We start from the raw sequence: 23,567 nt of genomic DNA on the forward strand, positions 1-23,567 counted from the left end.
GGAAAGGTTTGCCGAGCCGGTGAACCTTTCCGGTCGCAGCACTAGCGGAGCACGCCTTCGAGGAAGTCGCTGCCCAGCCGGGCGACCGTCGCGACGTCCAGTTGGTGCAGCACGTACCGCCCCCGGCGCCGGGTGGTGACCAGGCCCGCCTTCTTCAGCAGGCTCAGGTGCCGGGATATCTCCGGCGCGGTCATGCCGTGCACCTGGGCCAGCTCGCTGGTGGTGAACGCGCTGCGGGCCAGGCTGCGGCACAGCCGCATCCGCACCGGGTGGGACAGGGCGGTCATCCGCAGGGTCAGCTGCTCCACCGAGGGCGGGGCGGCGAGCTCCGGGGAGCCGACCGGGTAGTGCAGCACCGGCTGCCAGCCGTACCGGTGCAGCACCATCAGGTGGGGCCAGCCCAGGCTCGTCGGCACGAGGAGCAGGCCGCCCTCCGCCGTGGCCGTGCGGCCCTCGCCCAGCTTGTCGACGGTGATCCGGCCGGCCGCCTCGTCGAGCGCCACCGCCGGGGACACCGCCGCAAGGGCCTCGGCCAGGCCCTTGCGGCGCAGCAGCTCCGTCTTGTGCCGGGTGTCGGCCGCGAGCTGGTGGCGCAGCCGGGACCAGGTCTGCGCGAAGAACGCCTCGTCGCAGTCCTCGAGGAACTGCCGCAGCCAGGCCCTGATGCGCGGCGGGTCGGCCAGCAGCCGCTCGGTGAAGCGCACCTGCTGCGGCCCGCGCGCGGCGGCCAGCTCCACGGCGCGGCGTCGAAGACCGGCGTCGGCGAGCGGTCCCGGGCCCGGCAGGCCGTACGGCAGGGCGCAGGTGAACTCCAGGGCGGCGTCCACGAACTGCTCGTCGGACAGCTTGTCGAGGATGTCCAGCTCGTCGGCGAGCGTCGCGCCCGGGAGCGTGGAGCCGCCGGGCACGCCCGCGCACGGCAGGAAGAGGTCGGAGAACGTCGTCCGCCACAGGAAGTCCGCCTCGCACATCCGGTCGGCCAGGTGCGAGTCGAGCCGGGCGGTGACGCCGGTGACCCAGCCCTGCAGACCGGGGTGGTGCCCCGGCTCCGACAGCGCGTGCAGCGCCATGCAGAGCTCGGCCAGGGGCGCGGGCACGACGGCGACCCTCTCCGGCCGCAGCCCCGCGATATCGATCCGCACGCTCATGCCCCCATGGTGCCTGCCCCCACTGACAACACCGCCGCCCACCACCCAGAACCGGCCCGGGCCCGACCGGCGAGCACAACGGCCTACCCAGGCCCGCCGCCCGTGCCGCGCCCAACCCACCCCCCGGGCCCAACCCGGCCCCGCGCCGCGGTCGCCGTCCGTGCCGCGCCCGATGCCCGCGGCCCGCGCCGGCGAGCGGCAAGTGGTGCGCGAGCCGAGGCACTGGCGGCGTCCCCGTGGTGGCCCGGCTGGTCGTCCGGCCCCTGGGGGGACGTGGCTCGGTGGGGTCGGTGGGTTACTCGTCGGGCTGCTTGGGGAGGCGGGCGGTGAAGTCGGCGACCGCTGCTCGTACGTCGGCCGCGGTCCAGGCCAGGCCCTCGGCCCGGACGGAGACCTCGGTGCGGGCCAGGCGGGGGGCCGGGGCGTCCCAGCCGCTGGTGAAGAGCATCGTGCCCGTTTCCTCCGCGGTCCGGATCGCGGCCCGGGCGACCGCCTCGGCCTCGTACGGCAGCCAGACCTGGAATTCGTGCGTGTGCGGCTCGGCCGGGTGGACGTGGCTCCAGGGCAGCCCCGCCGCGGCGAACCCCTCGCGCAGCGCGGCGGCCACCACGCGCGCGTGCCGCACGTACTCCGGCAGCCGGGGCAGCTCTCGCTCCAGTCCGGCCAGTGCCGACAGCGCCGTCGGGAACTGCTGGAAGACGTTGCCGCCGTACCGGTGCCGCCAGGCCCTGGCCTCCTCCACCAGCTCCCGCGGCCCGGCGAGCGCGGCGCCGCCGTAACCGGCGAGGGACTTGTAGAACGACACGTACACGCTGTCGGCCAGGTCCGCGATCTCCTCCAGCGGCCGGCCGAAATGCACGGTGGACTCCCACAGGCGCGCGCCGTCGAAGTGCACCACCGCGTCCCGCTCGCGTGCCGCGTCCACGAGCTCGAGGAGCTCCTCCCACGTGGGCAGCAGGAATCCGGCGTCCCTGAGGGGCAGTTCGAGCATCAGCGTCCCGAAGGGCTCGTCGAGGCTGCGCACCTCCTCGGCGGTCGGCTGGCGGGGCTCGCTCGTCACCCGCACCGGCCGCAGCCCGGCGACCTGGCTGAAGGCGTGCCGCTCGTGCACCTCGGGATGGGCCAGCGCGTGCAGCGCGACCGCTGGGTTGCCGGTGCGGTCCGCCCAGCAGCGCAGCGCCACCTGCTGGGCCATCGTGCCGGTCGGGAAGAAGGCGGCGGCCTCCTTGCCGAGCAGGCCGGCGACCTTCTCCTCCAGGGCCTCGACGACCCCGTTGCCGTACATGTCCGACGCCTCGTCGAGGTCGTACACCTCCCACGCACCGTCCAGCAGCGCCAGCCGCTGCCGGAGCGTCCCCAGGAACCCGGGGCGCGCCAGCACGCGCTCCGCGCTCCGGCACGCGGCCGCGCGCCGCTCCCGGAGCCGCTTGTGCCGCTCCCCGTCCGGGACCCGCTCTTCGAGCCGTACGTCCCGTGCGTCCTGCTCCGCCGTATCACTCATGTCCCGGATCATCGCGCGTCCGGGAGGCGGCGGGTACCCGCATTCCCGCTCCGCGGCCCGTTGTTTCCCGCCCCGCGGCACTGTGGGCCGACCCACAGCCTGTGGACGACCGGCCGCCCCCGGAACCGATCGCGTTAACATGACGAGAAATCGTCCGGTACCCCGAGCGGACTGGAACGGGAAGGTCACCGTCGCGTGAGTAGTAGCCAACATCCAGACCCCAGGGACCGCCCCGCGCGGCTCACCGTCGGCGTCGTCGGCGCCGGCCGGGTGGGCCCCGCCCTCGCCGCGTCCCTCCAGCTGGCCGGGCACCGTCCGGTGGCCGTCTCCGCGGTCTCCGACACCTCCAGGCGGCGTGCCGGGCTGATGCTCCCCGACGTGCCCGTGGTGCCACCCGCCGACGTGCTCGAGCGGTCCGACCTGGTGCTGCTGACCGTCCCCGACGACACCCTGCCCGGACTGGTCGCGGGCCTCGCCGAGACCGGCGCCGTACGGCCCGGACAGCTGCTCGTGCACACCTCCGGGCGGTACGGCGCGAAGGTGCTGGACCCCGCCCTGCGCGCGGGCGCGCTGCCGCTGGCCCTGCACCCCGCGATGACCTTCACCGGCACGCCCGTGGACGTGCAGCGGCTGGCCGGCTGCTCCTTCGGCGTCACCGCCCCCGAGGAGCTGCGGCTGGCCGCCGAGGCCCTGGTCATCGAGATGGGCGGCGAGCCGGAGTGGATCGCCGAGGAGATGCGCCCGCTGTACCACGCGGCGCTCGCGCTCGGCGCCAACCACCTGGTCACGTTGGTCGCCCAGTCCATGGAGCTGCTGCGCGAGGCCGGCGTCGAGGCCCCGGACCGGATGCTCGGCCCGCTGCTCGGCGCCGCCCTGGACAACGCCCTGCGCTCCGGCGACGCGGCCCTGACCGGACCGGTCGCGCGAGGGGACGCCGGCACGGTCGCCGCCCACGTCGCCGAACTGCGCCGGCACGCCCCGCAGACCGTCGCCGGCTATCTGGCGATGGCCCGTGCCACCGCCGACCGCGCGCTCGCCCACGGCCTGCTCAAGCCCGAGCTGGCCGAGGACCTGCTGGGGGTACTCGCCGGTGGCACGAACCTGCCCGAGAACGGGGAAGACCGATGAGCCGTGGCATGTTCGAACTCGCCCACACGGTGGACGATCTGGAGTACGTGCGCGACCACTACGCGGTCCAGGGACGCACCGCCGTCGTCATGACCATGGGCGCCCTGCACGAGGGCCACGCCGCCCTGATCCGTGCGGCCCGCGAGCGCGTCGGCCGCAAGGGCTTCGTGATCGTCACCGTCTTCGTCAACCCGCTCCAGTTCGGCGCGGGCGAGGACCTCGACCGCTACCCGCGCACCCTGGAGGCCGATCTCAAGGTGGCCGAGCAGGCGGGCGCCGACGCCGTGTTCGCGCCGTCCGCCGAAGAGATCTACCCGGACGGCGAGCCGCAGGTCAGGATCACCGCAGGCCCCATGGGCGAACGCCTGGAGGGCGCCAGCCGGCCCGGGCACTTCGACGGCATGCTCACCGTCGTCGCCAAGCTGCTGCACCTCACCCGCCCCGACGTGGCCCTGTACGGGCAGAAGGACGCCCAGCAGCTCGCCCTGATCCGCCGCATGGTGCGCGACCTCGACATGGGGGTGGAGATCGTCGCCGTACCGACCGTGCGTGAGGACGACGGACTGGCCCTGTCCAGCCGCAACCGCTACCTCTCTCCGCAGGAGCGGTACACCGCCCTGGCCCTCTCCCAGGCCCTGTTCGCGGGCCGCGACCGGCACGCCGCCCAGGAGGCGCTGCGCGCGCGGGCCCGTGAAGTGCCCTCCACGCGTGCCCGTGCCGAGGCCCTGAGCGCCCTCGGGGAGTCCCGCGCGGCGGCCGACGCCGCCGCCGTCGCCAAGGCCTCCCCGGGCGCCGCCGCGGCCGTCCGCGCTGCCGCCCAGCTGGTCCTGGACGAGGCCGCGCGCTTCGACCCGCCGCTGCAACTCGACTACCTGGCCCTGGTCGACCCGTCCGACTTCACCGAGATCGGCGACGACTTCACCGGCGAGGCCGTCCTCGCCGTCGCCGCGCGGGTCGGGGCGACCCGGCTGATCGACAACCTCCCGCTCACCTTCGGAACCCTGGGAGCCGCCTCGTGACCAGCACCGGCATACGACTGCACGCGCCCGCGCCCGGCTGGTCCATCGCGGCGGACGTCGTGGTCGTCGGCTCCGGCGTCGCCGGCCTCACCGCCGCCCTGCGCTGCGAGGCGGCCGGCCTGAGGGCCGTCGTCGTCACCAAGGCCCGCCTCGACGACGGCTCCACCCGCTGGGCCCAGGGCGGCATCGCCGCGGCCCTCGGCGAGGGCGACACCCCCGAGCAGCACCTGGACGACACCCTGGTGGCGGGCGCCGGCCTGTGCGACGAGGAGGCCGTACGGATCCTCGTCACCGAGGGCCCCGACGCCGTACGCCGGCTGATCTCCACCGGCGCGCACTTCGACACCGACGGCGAGGGCGGCATCCAGCTCACCCGCGAGGGCGGCCACCACCGCCGCCGCATCGCGCACGCGGGCGGCGACGCGACCGGCGCGGAGATCTCCCGCGCCCTCGTCGACGCGGTACGCGCGCGTGGCGTGCACACCGTCGAGAACGCGCTCGTCCTGGACCTGCTCACGGACGCCGAGGGCCGCACCGCGGGCGTGACCCTGCACGTCATGGGCGAGGGCCAGCACGACGGCGTGGGCGCCGTGCACGCGCCCGCGGTGGTCCTCGCGACCGGCGGCATGGGCCAGGTCTTCTCCGCGACCACGAACCCGTCCGTCTCCACCGGCGACGGCGTGGCGCTCGCCCTGCGCGCGGGCGCCGAGGTCTCCGACCTGGAGTTCGTGCAGTTCCACCCGACAGTGCTCTTCCTCGGCGCGGACGCCGAGGGCCAGCAGCCCCTCGTCTCCGAGGCGGTGCGCGGCGAGGGCGCCCACCTGGTCGACGGCGACGGCGTGCGCTTCATGACCGGGCAGCACGAACTGGCCGAACTCGCGCCCCGGGACATCGTCGCCAAGGGCATCATGCGGCGGATGCGGGAGCAGGGCACCGAGCACATGTTCCTCGACGCCCGGCACTTCGGCGCCGACATGTGGGAGCACCGCTTCCCGACGATCCTGGCCGCCTGCCGCGCCCACGGCATCGACCCGGTCACCGAGCCCGTCCCGGTCGCGCCGGCCGCCCACTACGCCTCCGGAGGCGTGCGCACCGACTCCCGCGGCCGGACGACCGTGCCGGGCCTGTACGCGTGCGGTGAGGTGGCCTGCACCGGCGTGCACGGCGCCAACCGCCTCGCCTCCAACTCCCTCCTGGAGGGCCTGGTCTACGCCGAGGGCATCGCAGCCGACATCGCTCGGGAGCGGTCGGAGAACGGCCTGCACGCGCGCGTGCCGGAACCCGTCCCGTACGCCGAGCGGCCCTCCCACCCTCTGCTCGCCCCCGAGACCCGGTTCGCGATCCAGCGGATCATGACCGAGGGAGCGGGCGTGCTGCGGTCCGCCGCGTCGCTGGCCCGGGCCGCCGGCCGGCTGGAGCGGCTGCACGCGGAGGCCCGCTCGGCCCTGGAGGAGAACGGCAAGACCGCCGAACCGGGCGTCGACACCTGGGAGGCCACGAACCTCATGTGCGTGTCCGGCGTCCTGGTCGCCGCCGCCCGGCTGCGCGAGGAGACCCGCGGCTGCCACTGGCGCGAGGACCGCGCCGAGCGGGACGACACCCACTGGCGCCGCCACATCGTCGTACGGCTGAACCCCGACGGCACACCCGCCGTGCACACCACGGACACCGCAGAGTTCCCCCCGACCCGCCCCGGGGCCCCGGCCCCGCGTCCTCTGGAGCAGTGACACAAGTGAGCAGCGAAGACCTTCCCCTCGCCATGAGCGACGGCTGCGGCGACGGCTGTGCCTGCGGCGCGGACGCCGACGAGGAGTACCTGGAGTGCGGGCTCGACCCCGCGCTCGCCCAGCTCCTGGCGGACGCCGGACTCGACCCCCTGGAGGTCGAGGACATCGCCAACGTCGCCATCCAGGAGGACCTGGACCACGGCGTGGACGTGACGACGGTCGCGACCATCCCCGAGGACGCCGTGGCCACGGGCGACTTCACCGCGCGCGAGGCGGGCGTGGTGGCCGGCCTCAGGGTCGCCGAGGCGGTGCTCTCGGTGGTCTGCACGGACGAGTTCGAGGTCGAGCGGCACGTCGAGGACGGCGACCGCGTCGAGGCCGGGCAGAAGCTGCTGTCGGTCACCACGCGCACGCGCGACCTGCTGACCGGCGAGCGCAGCGCGCTCAACCTGCTGTGCCGCCTGTCCGGCATCGCGACCGCCACGCGCGCCTGGGCGGACGCCCTGGAGGGCACCAAGGCGCGCGTGCGCGACACCCGCAAGACCACGCCGGGCCTCAGGTCGCTGGAGAAGTTCGCCGTCCGGTGCGGCGGCGGCGTGAACCACCGCATGTCGCTGTCGGACGCGGCCCTGGTCAAGGACAACCACGTGGTGGCGGCCGGCGGCGTGGGGCAGGCCTTCAAGGCCGTACGGGAGGCCTTCCCGGACGTGCCGATCGAGGTCGAGGTCGACACCCTGCACCAGCTGCGCGAGGTCGTGGACGCCGGCGCCGATCTGATCCTGCTGGACAACTTCACGCCCGGCGAGTGCGAGGAGGCCGTGGCCATCGTCGACGGCCGGGCCCTGCTGGAGGCGTCCGGCCGGCTGACCCTGGGGAACGCCGGGGCGTACGCCGGGACCGGCGTCGACTTCCTGGCCGTCGGGGCCCTGACTCACTCCTCGCCGATCCTGGACATCGGCCTGGACCTGCGCGAGGCGGAGTGACGGCCATGCTCCTGACGATCGACGTCGGCAACACGCACACCGTGCTGGGCCTGTTCGACGGGGAGGACATCGTCGAGCACTGGCGCATCTCCACCGACGCGCGCCGCACGGCCGACGAGCTGGCGGTGCTGCTTCAGGGCCTGATGGGCATGCACCCGCTGCTCGGCGACGAACTGGGCGAGGGCATCGACGGCATCGCGATCTGCGCGACCGTGCCGTCGGTGCTCCAGGAACTGCGCGAGGTGACGCGGCGCCACTACGGCGACGTGCCCGCCGTGCTCGTCGAGCCCGGCGTCAAGACGGGTGTGCCGATCCTCTTCGACAATCCCAAGGAGGTCGGCGCCGACCGCATCATCAACGCGGTGGCGGCGAACGAGCTGTACGGCGGTCCGGCGATCGTCGTCGACTTCGGTACGGCGACCACCTTCGACGCCATCAGCGCGCGCGGGGAGTACGTCGGCGGGGTCATCGCGCCCGGTATCGAGATCTCCGTCGAGGCGCTGGGGGTCAGGGCGGCGCAGCTGCGGAAGATCGAGGTGGCCCGGCCGCGCAGCGTGATCGGCAAGAACACGGTCGAGGCGATGCAGGCCGGCATCATCTACGGGTTCGCCGGGCAGGTCGACGGCGTGGTCAGCCGGATGGCCCGGGAGCTGGCCGACGATCCGGACGACGTGACGGTGATCGCGACGGGCGGGCTGGCGCCGATGGTGCTCGGCGAGTCCTCGCTGATCGACGAGCACGAGCCGTGGCTGACCCTCATCGGGCTGCGGCTGGTCTACGAGCGGAACGTCTCGCGCCTCTGAGCGGGACGGCGACACCCCACACGCCGCACTCGCGCCTTATGTCGAATTTGTCTGATTAGCGCGTATCGTCGGCCTATGCCTACGCCATACGGAACCCGCGGCGGCATGGCGTTCGGCGCGGAGGAGCTGCCTGTGCTCCGCCGCGCCCTCGCCCTCGCCCTTCAGCCCCGTCCCGCCAGCGCCGAAGACGTGCAGGAGTGCCGCCGGCTCGCCGAGTCACTCGACGAGGCGATGCACGAGGGTGTCCGGCTGCGCGCGTTCCTGGTGGCCGACCTCGCCCGGTACCGCGCCGCCCTACCCGGCGCGGCCGCCGGCTACCTCGCGCTCCTCGCCGACTGCCTGGACGCGGGCCACCGGCCCACGGCCGACGACCTGGCCGCCCTGGGCGCCCTGCGCGGCGCCCCGGCCGCCGCGGCCCTCCTGGACCGCTGCCGGACGCTCACCCCGCCCGTGGCGCCCCCTCGCGGGTCGGCCTCCGCGCACCCGGTCCCGGCCGCCCGCCCGGCCCCCGTCGAACCGCCGGCCCCGGCTGCCCGGACCGCCCCCGTGCACCCGATCGGCCCCCTCTGCCCCGGCGGAGGCGCCCCGACGGCCGTCACGGCATCCCGCGGCGCGCTTCAGGCGCTCATGGGCGGTCTGCCGGACGGCCGGGGGGTGCAGCAAGAGGACGGCGGGGACGAGAAGCCCGCCCAGAAGCCCGCCGCGAAGCCGGGGGAGCGGCCAGCCCCCCCGCAGCCCGGGACGGCGCCCGCGCCGAAGCCCGTTCGGCGGCCCGTGCCCACGCCGGGCGAGGTCTTCCCGCGACGGAAGCCGGGCCCGCCCTCCGGGAAGCCGCAGCAGTGCCTCGCGATGGTGTGACGCTCGGGCCACCCCGCCCCTGTTTGTCCCGTCGCCGTGGCTACTCTGGATCCATGGACTACGTCTCCGCACTCGTTCCCCCGGTCGTCATGGCCGCGTTCTTCATCGCTCTGGTCAGGGTGATCGTGAAGACCCAGGGCGGGGCCGCCAAGGCCAAGGAGGACGCGGCCGTGGACGCCGCCATCGCGCGCGCGCAGAGCGGCTCCCAGACCTCCGGAGCCGGCGCGCCCACCGACGCCTGAAGCGGCGTACGGCCCTCGCGTGAGGACACCTCACCATGGGGCCGTACGTCCTTTTTGTTCGCGTTTGGCGCGAAAGGCGTATGTTCCGCACGCCATTGCCGGTTTCTCCCACTAGGGTGCTGAGTTGTGCCTCGGCCCCTGGGAGAACTCGAAGACGCGGTCATGACGCGGGTGTGGAAGTGGAACCGCCCGGTGACCGTTCGAGAGGTCCTGGAAGACCTTCAGCGCGAGAGGTCCATCGCGTACACCACGGTGATGACCGTTTTGGACAATCTCCATCACAAGGGCTGGGTGCGCCGCGAAGCCGAGGGTCGGGCCTATCGATATGAGGCCGTCTCCACCCGTGCCGCCTACGCCGCCGCACTGATGAACGACGCCTGGTCCCAGAGTGACAACGCCGCCGCCGCTCTCGTCGCCTTCTTCGGGATGATGAGCGACGAACAGCGACAGGCCCTGCGGGATGCCGTGCGCATCGTCGAAGGCACCACCGAAGGCGCCATCGGGGGATCCGCCACCGCCGAAGTCGCCGGTGAAGTCCCGGATACCGACCAGGCCCCGGATACCGCCCGAGCACCGGAAACCCGTGACGAGAACCCCGGCTCGGCACGGGGCGGCCACGGGCGATAGCGTCCGCTCATGTCCGTAGAACGCCCCGAAGAGACCGCAAAAGCCATCACCGTCCGACGGGCCCGGACCGGCGATGTCCCCGCAGTGCGCCGACTGCTGGACGCCTACGTTCGGGGGCGCATCCTGCTCGACAAAGCGACGGTGACGCTTTACGAGGACATCCAGGAGTTCTGGGTCGCCGAACGGGACGACAACGCCGAGGTCGTCGGCTGCGGCGCACTGCACGTGATGTGGGAAGACCTGGCGGAAGTGCGCACTCTCGCGGTGAAGCCCGGTCTGAAGGGCGCCGGGGTCGGACATCGACTGCTGGAGAAGTTGGTCGAGACGGCACGCAGGCTCGGCGTTCGCCGCGTATTCTGCCTGACCTTCGAAGTGGACTTCTTCACCAAGCACGGCTTCGTGGAGATCGGCGAGACGCCGGTCGACGCCGATGTCTACGCGGAGCTGCTGCGTTCCTATGACGAGGGCGTCGCGGAGTTCCTCGGTCTCGAACGAGTGAAACCGAACACCCTGGGCAACAGCCGGATGCTTCTGCATCTGTGATCGACATTCCGCCCGGCCGGACATGCCCGCGTTCCCTATGTCCGAAACGCGCATGTTTCCGGACGAGGTGAGTGCCTGGTCTCTCCCAGGGGTTTGTGTTTTTCCCGCAAAAGCGGTTTGCTTTCCGACGTACTGCTGCACTGCATATAACAGGGGACGGCGAATCGGCGGACACCGACCATCCCCGGTCCTCACGTTATCGATGAAAGGAAATCCGGTGGCACAGAAGGTTCAGGTCCTTCTTGTCGACGACCTCGACGGCGGCGAGGCGGACGAGACCGTGACGTTCGCGCTGGACGGCAAGACGTACGAGATCGATCTCACCACCGCCAATGCGGACAAGCTCCGTGGTCTTCTCGAGCCGTACCTCAAGAGCGGCCGGCGTACCGGGGGCCGCGCTTCGGGTGGACGCGGAAAGGCGCGTGCCGCTTCCGGCGGCAGCCAGGACACCGCGCAGATCCGCGCCTGGGCGAAGGAGAACGGCTACGAGGTCAACGACCGCGGCCGGGTCCCCGCGTCCATTCGCGAGGCCTACGAGAAGGCCAACGGCTGATCAGGGGCCTGTACCGGGCCCTCGTGGAACGGGAACGGCTGGGCGCACGCGCGCCGCAGCCGGATCCGGTGGACGTGTGTCGCCACCGTGTCCACCAGGCGTACGAGATCGGGGGTGCCCCCACCGCCCCCCACGGCCGACAGTGTCGGCAGCGAGGCCTCGACCTCGCACCCAGACCCGGGGGGCCGCAGCCACACGGCGGCCCCCTGTGAACCGGAGCGGCCGGGGTTGACCGGCCGCGGCCCGAGCGGACCGGCGCCCGGAGGCGGCGGCGCGTCCATCAGCGCGCCCGCGCCCAGGGCCACCAGGTCCAGGCCCAGCGCCGACGGGCCCCACTCCAGCCACTCCAGCAGCCCCGGCAGCTCCTCCGCGCTGCCCGCCGCCATCAGCAGCCGCATCCGGTCCCCCCGCAGGGCCACCGGAGAGCCGGGCCCCAGATGGCGCAGCGCCGCACGCCCGGCCTCGGCGGGCACGTCCAGGACGTCGAAGCGGCGGCCCACCACAAGTCGTACCGGTGCCCCGGGCACCGTGGCCCAGCCCAGTTCGTTCTCGTACCAGTGGCGCCAGTACCGCCGGTGCCGCGACTGCCGCCCCCCGTCGCCGGGGGCCGGCGGCCGACGAGGAGCGGGGACCGGAACGGGGATCGTGGAAGGGCTGCCGACCATGCCTGAGAAACCGCCCGAAACGCGTTGGAGTTACGCTCGGTATCAGTGTGTGTGCGAAATGTCGTGGGCGAGAGGGGCGTACGGGGGCGGGAAAGGGCGCAAGGTTGTTCGCCCATAGCTGAGGGAACCCGGTCACGCGGCATGCATGGTCGGTTAGTGCGGGTAAGAGATGCCTAGTGGGAGGGGGCGACACGCAGGCGGCACCCGGGCAGCGGAGTCTCACGTTCGCCATCGGCGTACTGGCGACTGGGGTAACTGCCTGGCCTGCGGGAACATCGTCTCGCACCATCGGGTTGGAGCAGATGTCGGCGTTCGGGGTCAGGAGGCAGTGTTGGTTCTCGGTCCGGTGTCGGCAGTTGGAATGAGCGGTCCCCGCTTGCGGGACTAAGCTGCGGAAGGACAGGGAGGGGAAGTTCCCCCCACTGCCTGACCGCTCTGAGGAGCGATTAACGATGTTCGAGAGGTTCACCGACCGCGCGCGGCGGGTTGTCGTCCTGGCTCAGGAAGAAGCCCGGATGCTCAACCACAACTACATCGGCACTGAGCACATCCTCCTGGGCCTGATCCACGAGGGTGAGGGTGTCGCCGCCAAGGCCCTTGAGAGCCTCGGGATTTCGCTCGAGGCGGTCCGCCAGCAGGTGGAGGAGATCATCGGCCAGGGCCAGCAGGCGCCCTCCGGCCACATTCCCTTCACCCCCCGTGCCAAGAAGGTCCTGGAGCTGTCGCTCCGGGAGGCCCTTCAGCTGGGCCACAACTACATCGGCACGGAGCACATCCTGCTCGGCCTGATCCGTGAGGGCGAGGGCGTCGCCGCCCAGGTCCTGGTCAAGCTGGGCGCAGACCTCAACCGGGTGCGGCAGCAGGTGATCCAGCTGCTCTCCGGTTACCAGGGCAAGGAGACCGCCACCGCCGGCGGCCCTGCCGAGGGCACCCCCTCGACGTCCCTGGTCCTCGACCAGTTCGGCCGGAACCTCACGCAGGCCGCTCGCGAGTCCAAGCTCGACCCGGTCATCGGGCGCGAGAAGGAGATCGAGCGGGTCATGCAGGTGCTGTCCCGCCGTACCAAGAACAACCCGGTGCTGATCGGTGAGCCCGGCGTCGGCAAGACCGCCGTCGTCGAGGGCCTCGCCCAGGCCATCGTCAAGGGCGAGGTGCCCGAGACCCTCAAGGACAAGCACCTCTACACCCTGGACCTCGGTGCCCTGGTCGCCGGCTCCCGCTACCGCGGTGACTTCGAGGAGCGCCTGAAGAAGGTGCTCAAGGAGATCCGCACCCGCGGCGACATCATCCTGTTCATCGACGAGCTGCACACGCTGGTCGGTGCGGGTGCCGCCGAGGGCGCCATCGACGCGGCGAGCATCCTCAAGCCGATGCTGGCCCGTGGTGAGCTGCAGACCATCGGTGCCACCACCCTGGACGAGTACCGCAAGCACCTGGAGAAGGACGCGGCCCTGGAGCGCCGCTTCCAGCCCATCCAGGTCGCCGAGCCGTCCCTGCCGCACACGATCGAGATCCTCAAGGGCCTGCGCGACCGGTACGAGGCGCACCACCGCGTCTCCATCACCGACGAGGCGCTGGTCCAGGCCGCCACCCTGGCCGACCGGTACATCTCGGACCGCTTCCTGCCGGACAAGGCGATCGACCTGATCGACGAGGCCGGTTCCCGGATGCGCATCCGCCGGATGACCGCGCCGCCGGACCTGCGCGAGTTCGACGAGAAGATCGCCGCCGTCCGCCGGGACAAGGAGTCCGCGATCGACTCGCAGGACTTCGAGAAGGCCGCCTCCCTGCGCGACAAGGAGAAGCAGCTCCTGGCCGCCAAGGCCAAGCGGGAGAAGGAGTGGAAGGCCGGCGACATGGACGTCGTCGCCGAGGTCGACGGCGAGCTGATCGCCGAGGTCCTCGCCACGGCCACCGGCATCCCGGTCTTCAAGCTGACCGAGGAGGAGTCCAGCCGCCTGCTCCGCATGGAGGACGAGCTCCACAAGCGGGTCATCGGCCAGGTGGACGCCGTCAAGGCGCTCTCCAAGGCGATCCGCCGTACGCGTGCGGGTCTGAAGGACCCGAAGCGTCCGGGTGGCTCGTTCATCTTCGCGGGCCCGTCCGGTGTCGGTAAGACCGAGCTGTCCAAGGCGCTCGCCGAGTTCCTCTTCGGCGACGAGGACGCGCTGATCTCCCTCGACATGTCGGAGTTCAGCGAGAAGCACACGGTCTCCCGCCTCTTCGGTTCGCCCCCCGGCTACGTGGGCTACGAGGAGGGCGGCCAGCTCACCGAGAAGGTGCGCCGCAAGCCGTTCTCGGTCGTCCTGTTCGACGAGGTCGAGAAGGCCCACCCGGACATCTTCAACTCGCTGCTGCAGATCCTGGAGGACGGTCGCCTGACCGACTCCCAGGGCCGGGTCGTGGACTTCAAGAACACGGTCATCATCATGACGACCAACCTCGGCACCCGGGACATCTCCAAGGGCTTCAACCTGGGCTTCGCGGCCTCGGGTGACACGAAGACCAACTACGAGCGCATGAAGAACAAGGTGTCGGACGAGCTCAAGCAGCACTTCCGGCCCGAGTTCCTCAACCGCGTCGACGACGTGGTGGTCTTCCCGCAGCTGACGCCGAACGACATCCTGCGGATCGTCGACCTGATGATCGGCAAGGTGGACGAGCGCCTGAAGGACCGGGACATGGGCATCGAGCTCTCCCAGTCGGCCAAGGAGCTGCTGTCCAAGAAGGGCTACGACCCCGTTCTGGGCGCCCGGCCGCTGCGCCGGACCATCCAGCGCGAGATCGAGGACACGCTCTCGGAGAAGATCCTCTTCGGCGAGCTGCGCCCCGGTCACATCGTGGTCGTGGACACCGAGGGCGAGGGCGAGTCCCAGACCTTCACCTTCCGCGGTGAGGAGAAGTCCGCGCTGCCGGACGTCCCGCCGATCGAGCAGGCGGCCGGCGGACCCGGGCCGAACCTGAGCAAGGAGGCGTAAGCCTCAGCGGCAACCGAGAGGGGCCGGCGCCTTCGGGCACCGGCCCCTCTCGCGTGCCCGTGCGCCCGCGGTCGAGGAGGCCGCTCGTGAGACGCGGGCCACATGGCCTCCGTCACAGGCAAAAGGGGCCGACCCCCGCTCACCGGTGACATGGCACACAAGCGCCGAGACCCGTACTACGGCGCTTAGTGGGGGACACGGGTTGAAAAAACGGACATTTAAGACAATGAAATGTTACGGAATGGTTCCTCTACAGGGCATTTGTCCTGAATGGGGGAGACGTCAAGAGACGTACGACACTGCCCCCTCTTACTACTTTCCGTCGTAGTAGAGGTGTTTGAGCGGCGGTGACCGGTGGGGTTACCAAGGGATGGCCCGCCCGGCGAAGGCACATGCGTCCGGGTGGTTCTCACGTCCCCGACCCCCCAGAGGTTTCGATGTTCCAGCGCGCAACGTCCCGTTCCGCCCGTGCGGCCAAGCTTCGTACCCGCGCCGCCGTCCTGGCCGCCGGTCTGGGGGTCTCCGTCGCCATGGGTGCGGGAGTAGCGTCCGCCGCCGAGACCACGGCGGCCCCCACCGCCGCCGTCGCGCAGGCCGCGGCCTGGACGGCGCCGGTGAAGCAGTTCGCGCTCAGTGCCGGCTTCAACCAGGCCGGCGGCCACTGGGTGCACAAGCACAGCGGCCAGGACTTCGCCGTGCCGATCGGCACCAAGGTCGTCGCCGCGAACGGCGGCACCGTCGTCAAGGCCGGTCCCAACGGCGCCGGTGACGGCCCCGCCTACGGCAACGCCGTCGTCATCCAGCACGCCAACGGCACGTACTCCCAGTACGCCCACCTCTCGCGCGTCGACGTGAGGATCGGCCAGGTCGTCGCCACCGGTCAGCACATAGCCCTGTCCGGCAACACCGGCAACTCCACCGGCCCGCACCTGCACTTCGAGATCCGCACCACCCCGAACTACGGCTCCGCGCTCAACCCGCTCGCCTTCCTGCGCTCGCACGGCGTGGCCGTCTGACCGGCCGAACGCCGCACCGCACCGCCGCCCTGCCGACCAACGGCGGGCGGCGGACGCGTCAGGGCTCCCGCGCGCCCCGGTGCGCCTGAGTCACCAGGTCGATGGCGACCTCGAGCACGGCCTTGCGCCGCTCCTCGGGGTCGCCTTCGACGTCCTGCATGACGAACATCCCGGCGTGCAGCGTGAAGATGGCGCTGACGCAGCGGACCTGGTCGGCCATGCTCGCGCCCGGGTCGATGATGATGTCCCGCAGGCCGCGCATCCGGTCCTTGAAGGCGTCCCCGATGCGCAGCTCCCGCACGGTCGCCTGGTTCTCCTGCATGAAGCGGAACAGCGGCGCCGCGTCGGCGAGCGCCTGGTCGTAACGGCGGACGATCTCCTGCTTGGTCTCCAGTGTGTGCGGCTGCCGCCGGCCCCACTCGATCAGCTCCTCCATCGGCCGCGTGAGGCTTTCGAACAGGCTGACGAGGATCTCTTCCTTCGTCTTGAAGTGGTAGTACAGGGCCGCCTTGGTGACATCGAGGCGCTCGGCGATCTCGCGCAGGGAGGTCTTCTCGTAGCCTTGCTCGGCGAAGAGTTCGAGCGCCACGTCCTGGATGCGCTGGCGGGTGTTTCCGCGGCGCTGCTGCTGCCTGGTGCCGTCCATCGTGACGTCCATCCTCGTACTCCTCGAGCTCCCTGGACACCTTGCCTGCCGGCCGGTCGGCGAAACTTACTTGACGACCGGCTAGTTAGAGGTCTACTTTCCAGAGTGTAGTCAACTTGCCGGGCGGCAAGTAAGTCCCAATCGACTGGGGGAGTAGGACGGATGGCGGACAGCGCGAAAGCCGGGCCGGAGACGGCTCAAGCCGGCAAACAACCCAGGAGCGTGCGGGTCGTCCTGCTCGCCCTCATGATCGCGATGATGCTCGCGATGCTCGACAACATGATCGTAGGCACCGCGATGCCGACGATCGTCGGTGAGCTGGGCGGCCTTCAGCACCTTTCCTGGGTGGTCACCGCCTACACCCTCGCCACCGCGGCGTCCACCCCGCTGTGGGGCAAGCTCGGCGACATGTACGGGCGCAAGGGCGCCTTCATGTCCTCGATCGTCATCTTCCTGCTCGGGTCCGCGCTGAGCGGCATGGCCCAGAACATGGGCGAGCTGATCGGCTTCCGCGCCGTCCAGGGCCTCGGCGCGGGCGGTCTGATGGTCGGCGTGATGGCCATCATCGGCGACCTGATCCCGCCGCGGGAGCGCGGCAAGTACCAGGGCATGATGGCCGGCGTCATGGCGCTCGCGATGATCGGCGGCCCCCTGGTCGGCGGCACGATCACCGACAACTGGGGCTGGCGCTGGTCCTTCTACATCAACCTCCCCCTCGGCGCGGTGGCACTCGTCGCGGTCAGCGCCGTACTGCACCTGCCGAAGAAGCGCTCCCAGGCGCGGATCGACTACCTGGGCGCCGTGCTGCTGACGGTCGGCATCAGCTCCATCGTGCTCGTCACCACCTGGGGCGGCTCGGAGTACGCCTGGACCTCCGCGCGGATCATGGAGCTCATGGCGATCGGTGTCGTCGCGCTCGTCGGGTTCGTGCTCTGGCAGACCAAGGCCGCCGAGCCGATCGTGCCGCTGCACATCTTCCGCAGCCTGAACTTCAGCCTGATGTCGCTGATCGGCTTCATCACCGGCTTCGTGATGTTCGGCGCGGTGCTGTTCCTGCCGCTGTACCAGCAGTCGGTGCAGGGCGCCTCCGCCACCAACTCCGGTCTGCTGCTCCTGCCGATGCTGGCCGCGATGATGGTCGTGTCGCTGATCGCGGGCCGGGTCACCACCAACAGCGGCCGGTACAAGGTCTTCCCGATCGTCGGAAGCGTCCTGATGATCGCCGGGCTGTACCTGCTGTCCCTCATGGACACCGGCACCACCCGCCTCACCTCCGGCCTCTACATGGCCGTCCTGGGCGCGGGCATGGGCTGCCTGATGCAGATCACCATGCTGGTCGCGCAGAACAGCGTGGAGCTGAAGGACATGGGCGTGGCCTCCTCGTCCACCACCCTCTTCCGTACGCTCGGCTCCTCCTTCGGTGTCGCGATCATGGGCGCGCTGTTCAACAACCGCGTCCAGCACGAGATGGCCGAGCGGGCCGGCGCCCTGGGCCGCGGGATCACCGAGCAGTCCGCGCAGCTGGACGCCGCGAGCCTCGCCAAGCTGCCGGCCCAGGCCCGCGAGGCCTACCAGCACGCGGTGTCCGCCGGCACGCACTCGGCGTTCCTGCTGGGCGCCGTGGTGGCGGTGGTCGCGCTCGTCGCGGCGGTGTTCGTCAAGGAGGTCCCGCTGAGGGGAGCGGGACCGGCCACGGGGGACCGGGCCGACGCGGGGGAGGCGCAGGCACGTCACGACGTGGCGGAGGCCGTCTGACCGCCCGAGCCGAACGTGGGTAGCGAGGGGCCCGTGGAAGTCCGCCGGGAGCGGATGTCCACGGGCCCCTCGGCATGTCCGCCGCGGCCCGCAGCCGTCCGCCCGCCTCCCCCGCTGCGGGCAGGACCGCGGCGGGGGCGGCCCCGTCCGCCACGCCCGGCCGGACGGCCATCGTGGACAAGAGCACGAACAGCGCGGCGGCCACCGGCACCAGGCCCACGTCCCCGAAGACCCCGCGGCCATCAGCAGCAGGCCGGTCGCGGCCAGGACGGCCACGGCGAGGCCGACGGCCGGCACCCGGTCCAGGCCGGCGCCCGGAGGGCGGCCGCAGCGTCCTGGCGGGCACCGCGGCGGCCACGGCCGCCCGCTCCGGGGCCCGGAGGCAAGCGCCCGGGCGCGGCCCTCGTACGTCGGCTACCGGCGTCACTGCCCCGGAAGCAGGGGATGGCTGCCCGTGTCCGTCGGGGCGTGTTCGGGCAGCCACAGGACAGCGACGGCGCCCTCGGCCGGGATGTGCTCCGGGGCGCCCGCGGGACGGACGTTGCGGAAGGTCAGACGGGCGCCGAGGACACGGGCCTGCCCCGCGGCGATGGTCAGACCGAGGCCGTGGCCGTGCCCGGCGCGGTCCGTGCTGCCGGTGCGGAACCGGCTCGGGCCCTCGGCGAGCAGGTCCTCGGGGAAGCCGGGGCCGTGGTCGCGCACCCGGATGACCCGGCCCTCGACGGTCACCTCGATCGGCGGCCTGCCGTGCCGGGCAGCGTTGGCGAGCAGGTTGAACAGCACCCGCTCCAGACGCCGCGGGTCGGTGGTGACCTCCGACTCGTGCACCACGCGCACCTCGATGTCCGGGTCCTTCGCGGCCACCCGCCGGGCGACGAACTCGCCCAGCACGATGTCCTGGAGTTCGGCCCGCTCCGAGGCGCCGTCGAGCCGGGCCACCTCCAGCACGTCCTCCACCAGCGTGCGCATGGCCTTCGCGCGGTCCAGGACCAGTTCCGTCGGCCGGCCTGGCGGCAGCAGCTCGGCCGCCGTCAGCAGCCCGGTCACCGGGGTGCGCAGCTCGTGCGCGATGTCCGCCGTGACCCGGCGTTCCGCCTCCAGCCGCTGCTGGAGCGCGTCCGCCATCGCGTCCACCGCGCGCGCGAGGTCGTCGGTCTCGTCGCGTACGACACCTCCGATGGCGTCCCGGACCCGTACGTCCGTCTCGCCCTTGGCGACCTGGTTGGCCGCGGTCGCCGCCTTGCGCAGTCGGCGCGAGAGCTGACCTCCTATGAGCACGCCCAGCGCGCTGCCGCCGAGTACGACCGTGATGGAGCCGATGACCAGGGCCTGGTCGAGGTCGTTGAGGATGTTCGTGCTGCGGTCGGTGAAGTGCGTGTGCAGGGACAGCACGTGGCCGTCCTTGACCGGTACGGCCGCCCAGATGTCGGGCAGCTTGCCGGCGCGGTCGGTGACGTAGGTCGCACGCCGGCCCTGCTCGACCTTCTCCCGCAGCTCGGAGGGCAGCGCCGGGTCGTCGATCCTGATGCCGGGGAAGTTCGGCCGCCCCGACAGCTCGAAGTTGCGCTGGGCGATCTGGACGCGCTCGTCCGCCAGGTCGCGCGCGTTGTCCATCATCGACACCCGGGCGGCGTTGTGCACGACCAGGCTGAGCGCGACCGCCACCAGCGCGCCGACCAGCGCGATGGCCGCGCTGAGCTTCCACCTCAGCCCCGTGCGGATGTCCGCGCGTTCCAGGCGCTCGGGGAGCAGGCGCCGCGTGATCCCGGGCATGACCGCCCCGCTCAGGCCTTCAGCTTGTAGCCGAAGCCGCGCACCGTCTCGATGCGGTCCTGGCCGATCTTCGTACGCAGCCGCTGCACATGGACGTCGACCACGCGGGTGTCGCCACCCCAGCCGTAGTCCCACACCCGCTCCAGGAGCTTGTCCCGGGAGAGCACCGTGCCCGGAGCCGAGGAGAACTCGAGCAGCAGCCGCATCTCCGTGGGCGTGAGCGCCACCGGCTGCCCGGCGCGGCGCACCTCCATCCCCTCGGTGTCGATCTCCAGGTCGCCGAAGCTCAGCACCCCGCCGTCCACGGCGGCCGCGTCCACGTCGGCCCGGACGCCGCCGGCGTGCCCGAAGCGGCGCAGCACCGCGCGGATGCGGGCGACCAGGACGGCGCCGTCGAACGGCTTGGTCACGTAGTCGTCGGCGCCCGCCTCGAGTCCCAGCACCACGTCGATGGAGTCCGCCCGCGCGGAGAGCATGATCACCGGAACGGTCGACTCGTCGCGGATGCGGCGGCACAGGCTGACCCCGTCGAGGCCGGGGACCATGACGTCCAGCAGCGCGATGTCGGGCCGCCTGGCCCGGAACGCCTCCAGGCCGGACAGCCCGTCGGGCATCGCCGTGACCGCGAAGCCGACCCGCTCCAGGGCGAGCTGTGTGGCCTCGCGGATGACGTCGTCGTCCTCGACGAACAGGACGTGGGTCTGTTCTGCCATCCGGGTGCTCTCAGTCCTCGTGTGCTTCTCGTCGTGCGCTCTGGTCGTCGTGCGCTCCTGGCCCACCGTGCGGGCATGTCCGCGGCCGGACGCGTTCATCCGTGACCGGTTCACCGTGAGACCGGACCGGCGGCCCCGGTCGTCTCACGCCCTCGCCATTGTCGCGCGGCCGCCGCCTGAACTCCCCCACGCTGCCGTCAGTGGCCCGGGACCGGCGTCGCGGCGCCCCCGACGGTCTTGCTGTACTCGTTGCGCGTGCTGAACTCCTTGGTGAACCGGCCCGTCGACCAGCGGTACGTGATCACGTCCTCGCCGGACGGACTCGACACCGGGTCCCCCCGCGCGTACACCTGCTTGGTCACCACGAGGTCGCCGCGGTCGATCTCGGCGTAGACCGGGGGCTCCTCGGCCTTGAAGACGTTCTCGTACCGGCCCCCCTGCTCGCGGTACACATAGGCGCCCACGCCCACCGCGTCTCCGCAGGTCAGTACGTTGACGACGATGTCCTCGGCCGATCCCGAGGTCAGGTCGCCGTACGACACGTCGACGGGGTAGTCGTCGGCCACACACGGCTTGAGGCCGCGCTTGACCGCGGCCGAGACCTGCGGGTCGTCCTTGATCAGCCGGACCGCGTCCACCTGCTGGGCCCGGCCGGTGGGGTCGGGGGAGGGGGCCGGGACGCTGCCCGCCACCGAGCCGGCACGGGCCGGTCCCTCGTCGCGCGCCCCGGTCCCCCCGGTGCCGCAGGCGGACGCGGAAAGGGCGAGGGCGGCGAGCACGGCCGCCGCCGTGATCGCCGCCTGGAAGGTGTCCCGGGCCCGTCCGGGCCCCGAGCCTGTACCCCTGCCGGTCAGGCCGCGCAACGCTCCCGCTCCTCACGCTCCAGCGCGCGTGCGTCCAGATCTCGCGCCTCCAGCTCCTCGCGGAGCCGGGCGAGCGCCCGGTGCAGCGTGCTCTTGACCGTACCCGCCGACATGCCGAGGGCGGCGGCCGTCTCCTCCGTGGACATCTGCTCCCAGTGTCGCAGCACCACGACACTGCGCTGTTTGGGAGCGAGCACCTTCAGGATGTCCATGAGGAGCGCGCGGTCGGCGTGCTGCTCGGTGGAGTCCTCGACGCGGGCGTCCGGGAGCTGCTCGGTGGGGACCTCCTCCAGCTTCCGGGCCCGCCACCACTCGGTACGCGTGTTGATCATCACGCGGCGCAGATAGGCGTCCGCGAGCCGCTTGTCGGCGATGCCCTCCCAGCGTCCGTAGGTCCGCGCGAGTGCCGTCTGGAGCAGGTCCTGGGCTTCGACCGGGTCCGGGACCAGCCGGCGCGCACTGCGCAGCAGCGCGTCCTGCCGGGTACGCACGTACTCCTCGAACTCGAGCACCTCTCCCTGCGCCATGTACGACCGCCTCCGATCCCCGCTTCCGGACCCGCCTGCCGCCGGTCTCCGAGCCGTGAGCGGACGGGCTGTGGTCGGCAGCCGTCCGGTGCCTGTCAGGCACGCAATTGAAGGTACGGAGGCGTTGTCACGGCGCTGTCCGAAGCAGCCTGCGGCCAGCCCTCGGCTGTGCGTCGGTTGTGTAACGGAAGTAGGAACGGGGTAAAGCGGTGTCCCGATTCATCCACTTTGAGGGTGATTTGGGGGGTCGGATGACGTACGAGTGTGTGACACGAACAGCCGCGATGCGGCCTGGAGGTGTGGCGGGCCTGTGAGGTGACTGTGGATCAGGTATCCGGGGTCGGGTGTCGGGTGTCAGGTGCCGGAGGTCAGGGATCGGGTGACGAGGAATCAGGTCGACTCAGGTCAGCGGAAGCCGGTACAGCCCGCCCGGCAGCGGCTCCACCAGGCCGTCCGCGACGAGACCGTCCAGGGCCCGTGCCCGCTGGACCGGCTCGTGCCAGACCCGGTCGAGCACCGGCTGCGGGACGGGCGCGTGCGCGTCGCGGAGCACGGCGAGCAGCTTGCCGCGGACCTGCCGGTCCGTGCCGGCGTACGTCTGCCCGCGGCGCGGCGGCCCGTCGTGCGCCGGCTTGCCCGCGAGCCGCCAGGCGCAGTGCGCGGCGATCGGGCAGCGCGGGCACGACTCGTTCTTCGCCGTGCACACCAGTGCGCCGAGCTCCATGGAGGCGGCCGCCCAGCGGGCCGCGGTCCCCTCGTCCTCGGGCAGCAGGGCGCGCGCCAGACGCCGCTCGGCGGCGGTGGTGGCGTTCGGCGGATACTGCACACCGGTGACCGCGCGGGCCAGCACCCGGCGGACGTTGGTGTCCAGGACGGCGTGCCGCTGCCCGTAGGCGAAGGACGCGACCGCCGCGGCCGTGTACTCGCCGATACCCGGCAGGGCGAGCAGTTGCGCGTGCTCGGTCGGCACGTCGCCGCCGTGCCGTTCCGTTATGGCGACCGCGGCGCCGTGCAGGCGCAGGGCGCGGCGCGGGTAGCCGAGCCGGCCCCAGGCGCGGACGGCCTCGCCCGGCGCCTCCTTGGCGAGGTCGGCGGGCCGGGGCCAGCGGTCGAGCCATTGCTCGTAGACGGGCAGCACGCGGCTCACCGGTGTCTGCTGGAGCATGAACTCGCTGACCATCACGCCCCAGGCGCCGGCATCGGGGCGTCGCCAGGGCAGGTCGCGGGCGTGGTCGTCGAACCAGGTGATGACCTGGGTGTGCAGAGTCGGGCCGAGGGAGGTGCCGGAGGCCTGGGCGTCGGCGGGCGTGCCGGCGCCCGGACGGGCACCGGTGGCGTTGGCCGGGGTGTCGGGGCTGCTGTGCGGGGGCAGTGTGGGCGCAGTCATGGCCTTCCGATCCTGCCACGTGGGGGTGGACGGCCGTGTGATCCGGCGTGTGCCGGTGTCGTCACGAACCGTGCCCGGGCGATCACGGCGAGGTCAAATAGGCCTGCAAATA

At 72.0% G+C, this 23,567-nt stretch carries 22 protein-coding genes; 13 read left to right on the plus strand and 9 right to left on the minus strand.

Going from position 1 to position 23,567, the window contains the following annotated elements:
- Positions 1-41 precede the first annotated feature (41 nt).
- Together ACWEK3_RS35515 and ACWEK3_RS35520 are read right to left on the minus strand one after the other, a co-directional pair.
- Positions 42-1,148 (minus strand): DUF5937 family protein, encoded by a 1,107-nt coding sequence (locus ACWEK3_RS35515; RefSeq protein ID WP_376543555.1) that lies wholly within the window; start codon positions 1,146-1,148, stop codon positions 42-44.
- Positions 1,149-1,443: 295 nt separating this feature from the next.
- Complete coding sequence (locus ACWEK3_RS35520) at positions 1,444-2,649, minus strand: threonine aldolase family protein (protein ID WP_450544133.1); 1,206 nt, start codon at positions 2,647-2,649, stop codon at positions 1,444-1,446.
- Between the two features lie 195 nt (positions 2,650-2,844).
- On the opposite strand from ACWEK3_RS35520, the gene ACWEK3_RS35525 reads away from it, so the two are divergent.
- The 10 genes from ACWEK3_RS35525 (at position 2,845) to ACWEK3_RS35570 (ending at position 11,132) form a co-directional block, all read left to right on the plus strand.
- On the plus strand, positions 2,845-3,777 hold the full coding sequence (locus ACWEK3_RS35525; RefSeq protein WP_450544131.1) for a Rossmann-like and DUF2520 domain-containing protein: 933 nt from the start codon (positions 2,845-2,847) through the stop codon (positions 3,775-3,777).
- An 8-nt stretch (positions 3,778-3,785) separates the two neighbouring features.
- A complete protein-coding gene (panC, locus tag ACWEK3_RS35530) occupies positions 3,786-4,796 on the plus strand; it encodes a pantoate--beta-alanine ligase (RefSeq protein WP_453251588.1) in 1,011 nt (336 codons plus the stop codon).
- Positions 4,793-6,523, plus strand: a complete 1,731-nt coding sequence (locus tag ACWEK3_RS35535) for an L-aspartate oxidase (RefSeq protein ID WP_450544130.1) — start codon at positions 4,793-4,795, stop codon at positions 6,521-6,523. The genes panC and ACWEK3_RS35535 overlap by 4 nt, the downstream gene beginning before the upstream one ends.
- Before the next feature lie 5 nt (positions 6,524-6,528).
- Positions 6,529-7,506 (plus strand): carboxylating nicotinate-nucleotide diphosphorylase, encoded by a 978-nt coding sequence (gene nadC, locus ACWEK3_RS35540; protein WP_450544128.1) that lies wholly within the window; start codon positions 6,529-6,531, stop codon positions 7,504-7,506.
- A gap of 5 nt (positions 7,507-7,511) precedes the next feature.
- Positions 7,512-8,309 carry a type III pantothenate kinase gene (locus ACWEK3_RS35545; protein ID WP_361414308.1) on the plus strand — a complete coding sequence of 266 codons (798 nt, stop codon included), beginning with the start codon at positions 7,512-7,514 and terminating at the stop codon, positions 8,307-8,309.
- A gap of 75 nt (positions 8,310-8,384) precedes the next feature.
- Positions 8,385-9,167, plus strand: coding sequence for a hypothetical protein (locus tag ACWEK3_RS35550; RefSeq protein WP_450544126.1), 783 nt, complete (start codon positions 8,385-8,387; stop codon positions 9,165-9,167).
- 53 nt (positions 9,168-9,220) lie between these two features.
- The gene (locus tag ACWEK3_RS35555; protein ID WP_376543542.1) at positions 9,221-9,409 is read left to right on the plus strand and encodes a hypothetical protein; all 189 of its coding nucleotides are present in this window, start codon (positions 9,221-9,223) and stop codon (positions 9,407-9,409) included.
- A 162-nt stretch (positions 9,410-9,571) separates the two neighbouring features.
- Positions 9,572-10,036 (plus strand): BlaI/MecI/CopY family transcriptional regulator, encoded by a 465-nt coding sequence (locus ACWEK3_RS35560; protein ID WP_453251589.1) that lies wholly within the window; start codon positions 9,572-9,574, stop codon positions 10,034-10,036.
- Positions 10,037-10,045: 9 nt separating this feature from the next.
- Positions 10,046-10,579, plus strand: coding sequence for an amino-acid N-acetyltransferase (locus tag ACWEK3_RS35565; RefSeq protein ID WP_376406877.1), 534 nt, complete (start codon positions 10,046-10,048; stop codon positions 10,577-10,579).
- A gap of 217 nt (positions 10,580-10,796) precedes the next feature.
- Positions 10,797-11,132, plus strand: a complete 336-nt coding sequence (locus ACWEK3_RS35570; protein WP_141359577.1) for a histone-like nucleoid-structuring protein Lsr2 — start codon at positions 10,797-10,799, stop codon at positions 11,130-11,132.
- Here the strand turns inward: ACWEK3_RS35570 and ACWEK3_RS35575 are convergent.
- Positions 11,111-11,797 (minus strand): SCO3374 family protein, encoded by a 687-nt coding sequence (locus tag ACWEK3_RS35575; RefSeq protein WP_450544121.1) that lies wholly within the window; start codon positions 11,795-11,797, stop codon positions 11,111-11,113. The genes ACWEK3_RS35570 and ACWEK3_RS35575 overlap by 22 nt on opposite strands.
- Before the next feature lie 452 nt (positions 11,798-12,249).
- On the opposite strand from ACWEK3_RS35575, the gene ACWEK3_RS35580 reads away from it, so the two are divergent.
- A complete protein-coding gene (locus tag ACWEK3_RS35580) occupies positions 12,250-14,775 on the plus strand; it encodes an ATP-dependent Clp protease ATP-binding subunit (RefSeq protein WP_141359575.1) in 2,526 nt (841 codons plus the stop codon).
- 437 nt (positions 14,776-15,212) lie between these two features.
- Positions 15,213-15,791 (plus strand): M23 family metallopeptidase, encoded by a 579-nt coding sequence (locus ACWEK3_RS35585; RefSeq protein ID WP_453251580.1) that lies wholly within the window; start codon positions 15,213-15,215, stop codon positions 15,789-15,791.
- A 58-nt stretch (positions 15,792-15,849) separates the two neighbouring features.
- Here the strand turns inward: ACWEK3_RS35585 and ACWEK3_RS35590 are convergent, their stop codons facing one another.
- Positions 15,850-16,449 (minus strand): TetR/AcrR family transcriptional regulator, encoded by a 600-nt coding sequence (locus ACWEK3_RS35590; RefSeq protein ID WP_361414321.1) that lies wholly within the window; start codon positions 16,447-16,449, stop codon positions 15,850-15,852.
- 150 nt (positions 16,450-16,599) lie between these two features.
- Between ACWEK3_RS35590 and ACWEK3_RS35595 the strand changes: the two genes are divergently transcribed.
- Positions 16,600-18,192, plus strand: a complete 1,593-nt coding sequence (locus ACWEK3_RS35595) for an MDR family MFS transporter (RefSeq protein ID WP_361414323.1) — start codon at positions 16,600-16,602, stop codon at positions 18,190-18,192.
- Positions 18,193-18,615: 423 nt separating this feature from the next.
- Here ACWEK3_RS35595 and cseC read toward each other — a convergent pair whose 3' ends face one another.
- From cseC to ACWEK3_RS35620, 5 genes are all read right to left on the minus strand, one after another.
- Entirely contained in the window at positions 18,616-19,965 is a 1,350-nt protein-coding gene (gene cseC, locus ACWEK3_RS35600; protein ID WP_450544116.1) for a two-component system sensor histidine kinase CseC, read from the minus strand.
- An 11-nt stretch (positions 19,966-19,976) separates the two neighbouring features.
- On the minus strand, positions 19,977-20,678 hold the full coding sequence (gene cseB / locus ACWEK3_RS35605) for a two-component system response regulator CseB (RefSeq protein WP_384435088.1): 702 nt from the start codon (positions 20,676-20,678) through the stop codon (positions 19,977-19,979).
- Positions 20,679-20,875: 197 nt separating this feature from the next.
- Complete coding sequence (locus tag ACWEK3_RS35610) at positions 20,876-21,541, minus strand: hypothetical protein (protein WP_450544114.1); 666 nt, start codon at positions 21,539-21,541, stop codon at positions 20,876-20,878.
- Positions 21,529-22,068 (minus strand): SigE family RNA polymerase sigma factor, encoded by a 540-nt coding sequence (locus tag ACWEK3_RS35615; RefSeq protein WP_100568556.1) that lies wholly within the window; start codon positions 22,066-22,068, stop codon positions 21,529-21,531. The genes ACWEK3_RS35610 and ACWEK3_RS35615 overlap by 13 nt, the downstream gene beginning before the upstream one ends.
- A gap of 400 nt (positions 22,069-22,468) precedes the next feature.
- Positions 22,469-23,455 carry an A/G-specific adenine glycosylase gene (locus ACWEK3_RS35620; RefSeq protein ID WP_450544112.1) on the minus strand — a complete coding sequence of 329 codons (987 nt, stop codon included), beginning with the start codon at positions 23,453-23,455 and terminating at the stop codon, positions 22,469-22,471.
- Positions 23,456-23,567: the final 112 nt, after the last annotated feature.

The sequence above is a fragment of the Streptomyces sp. NPDC004721 genome, assembly GCF_053601495.1.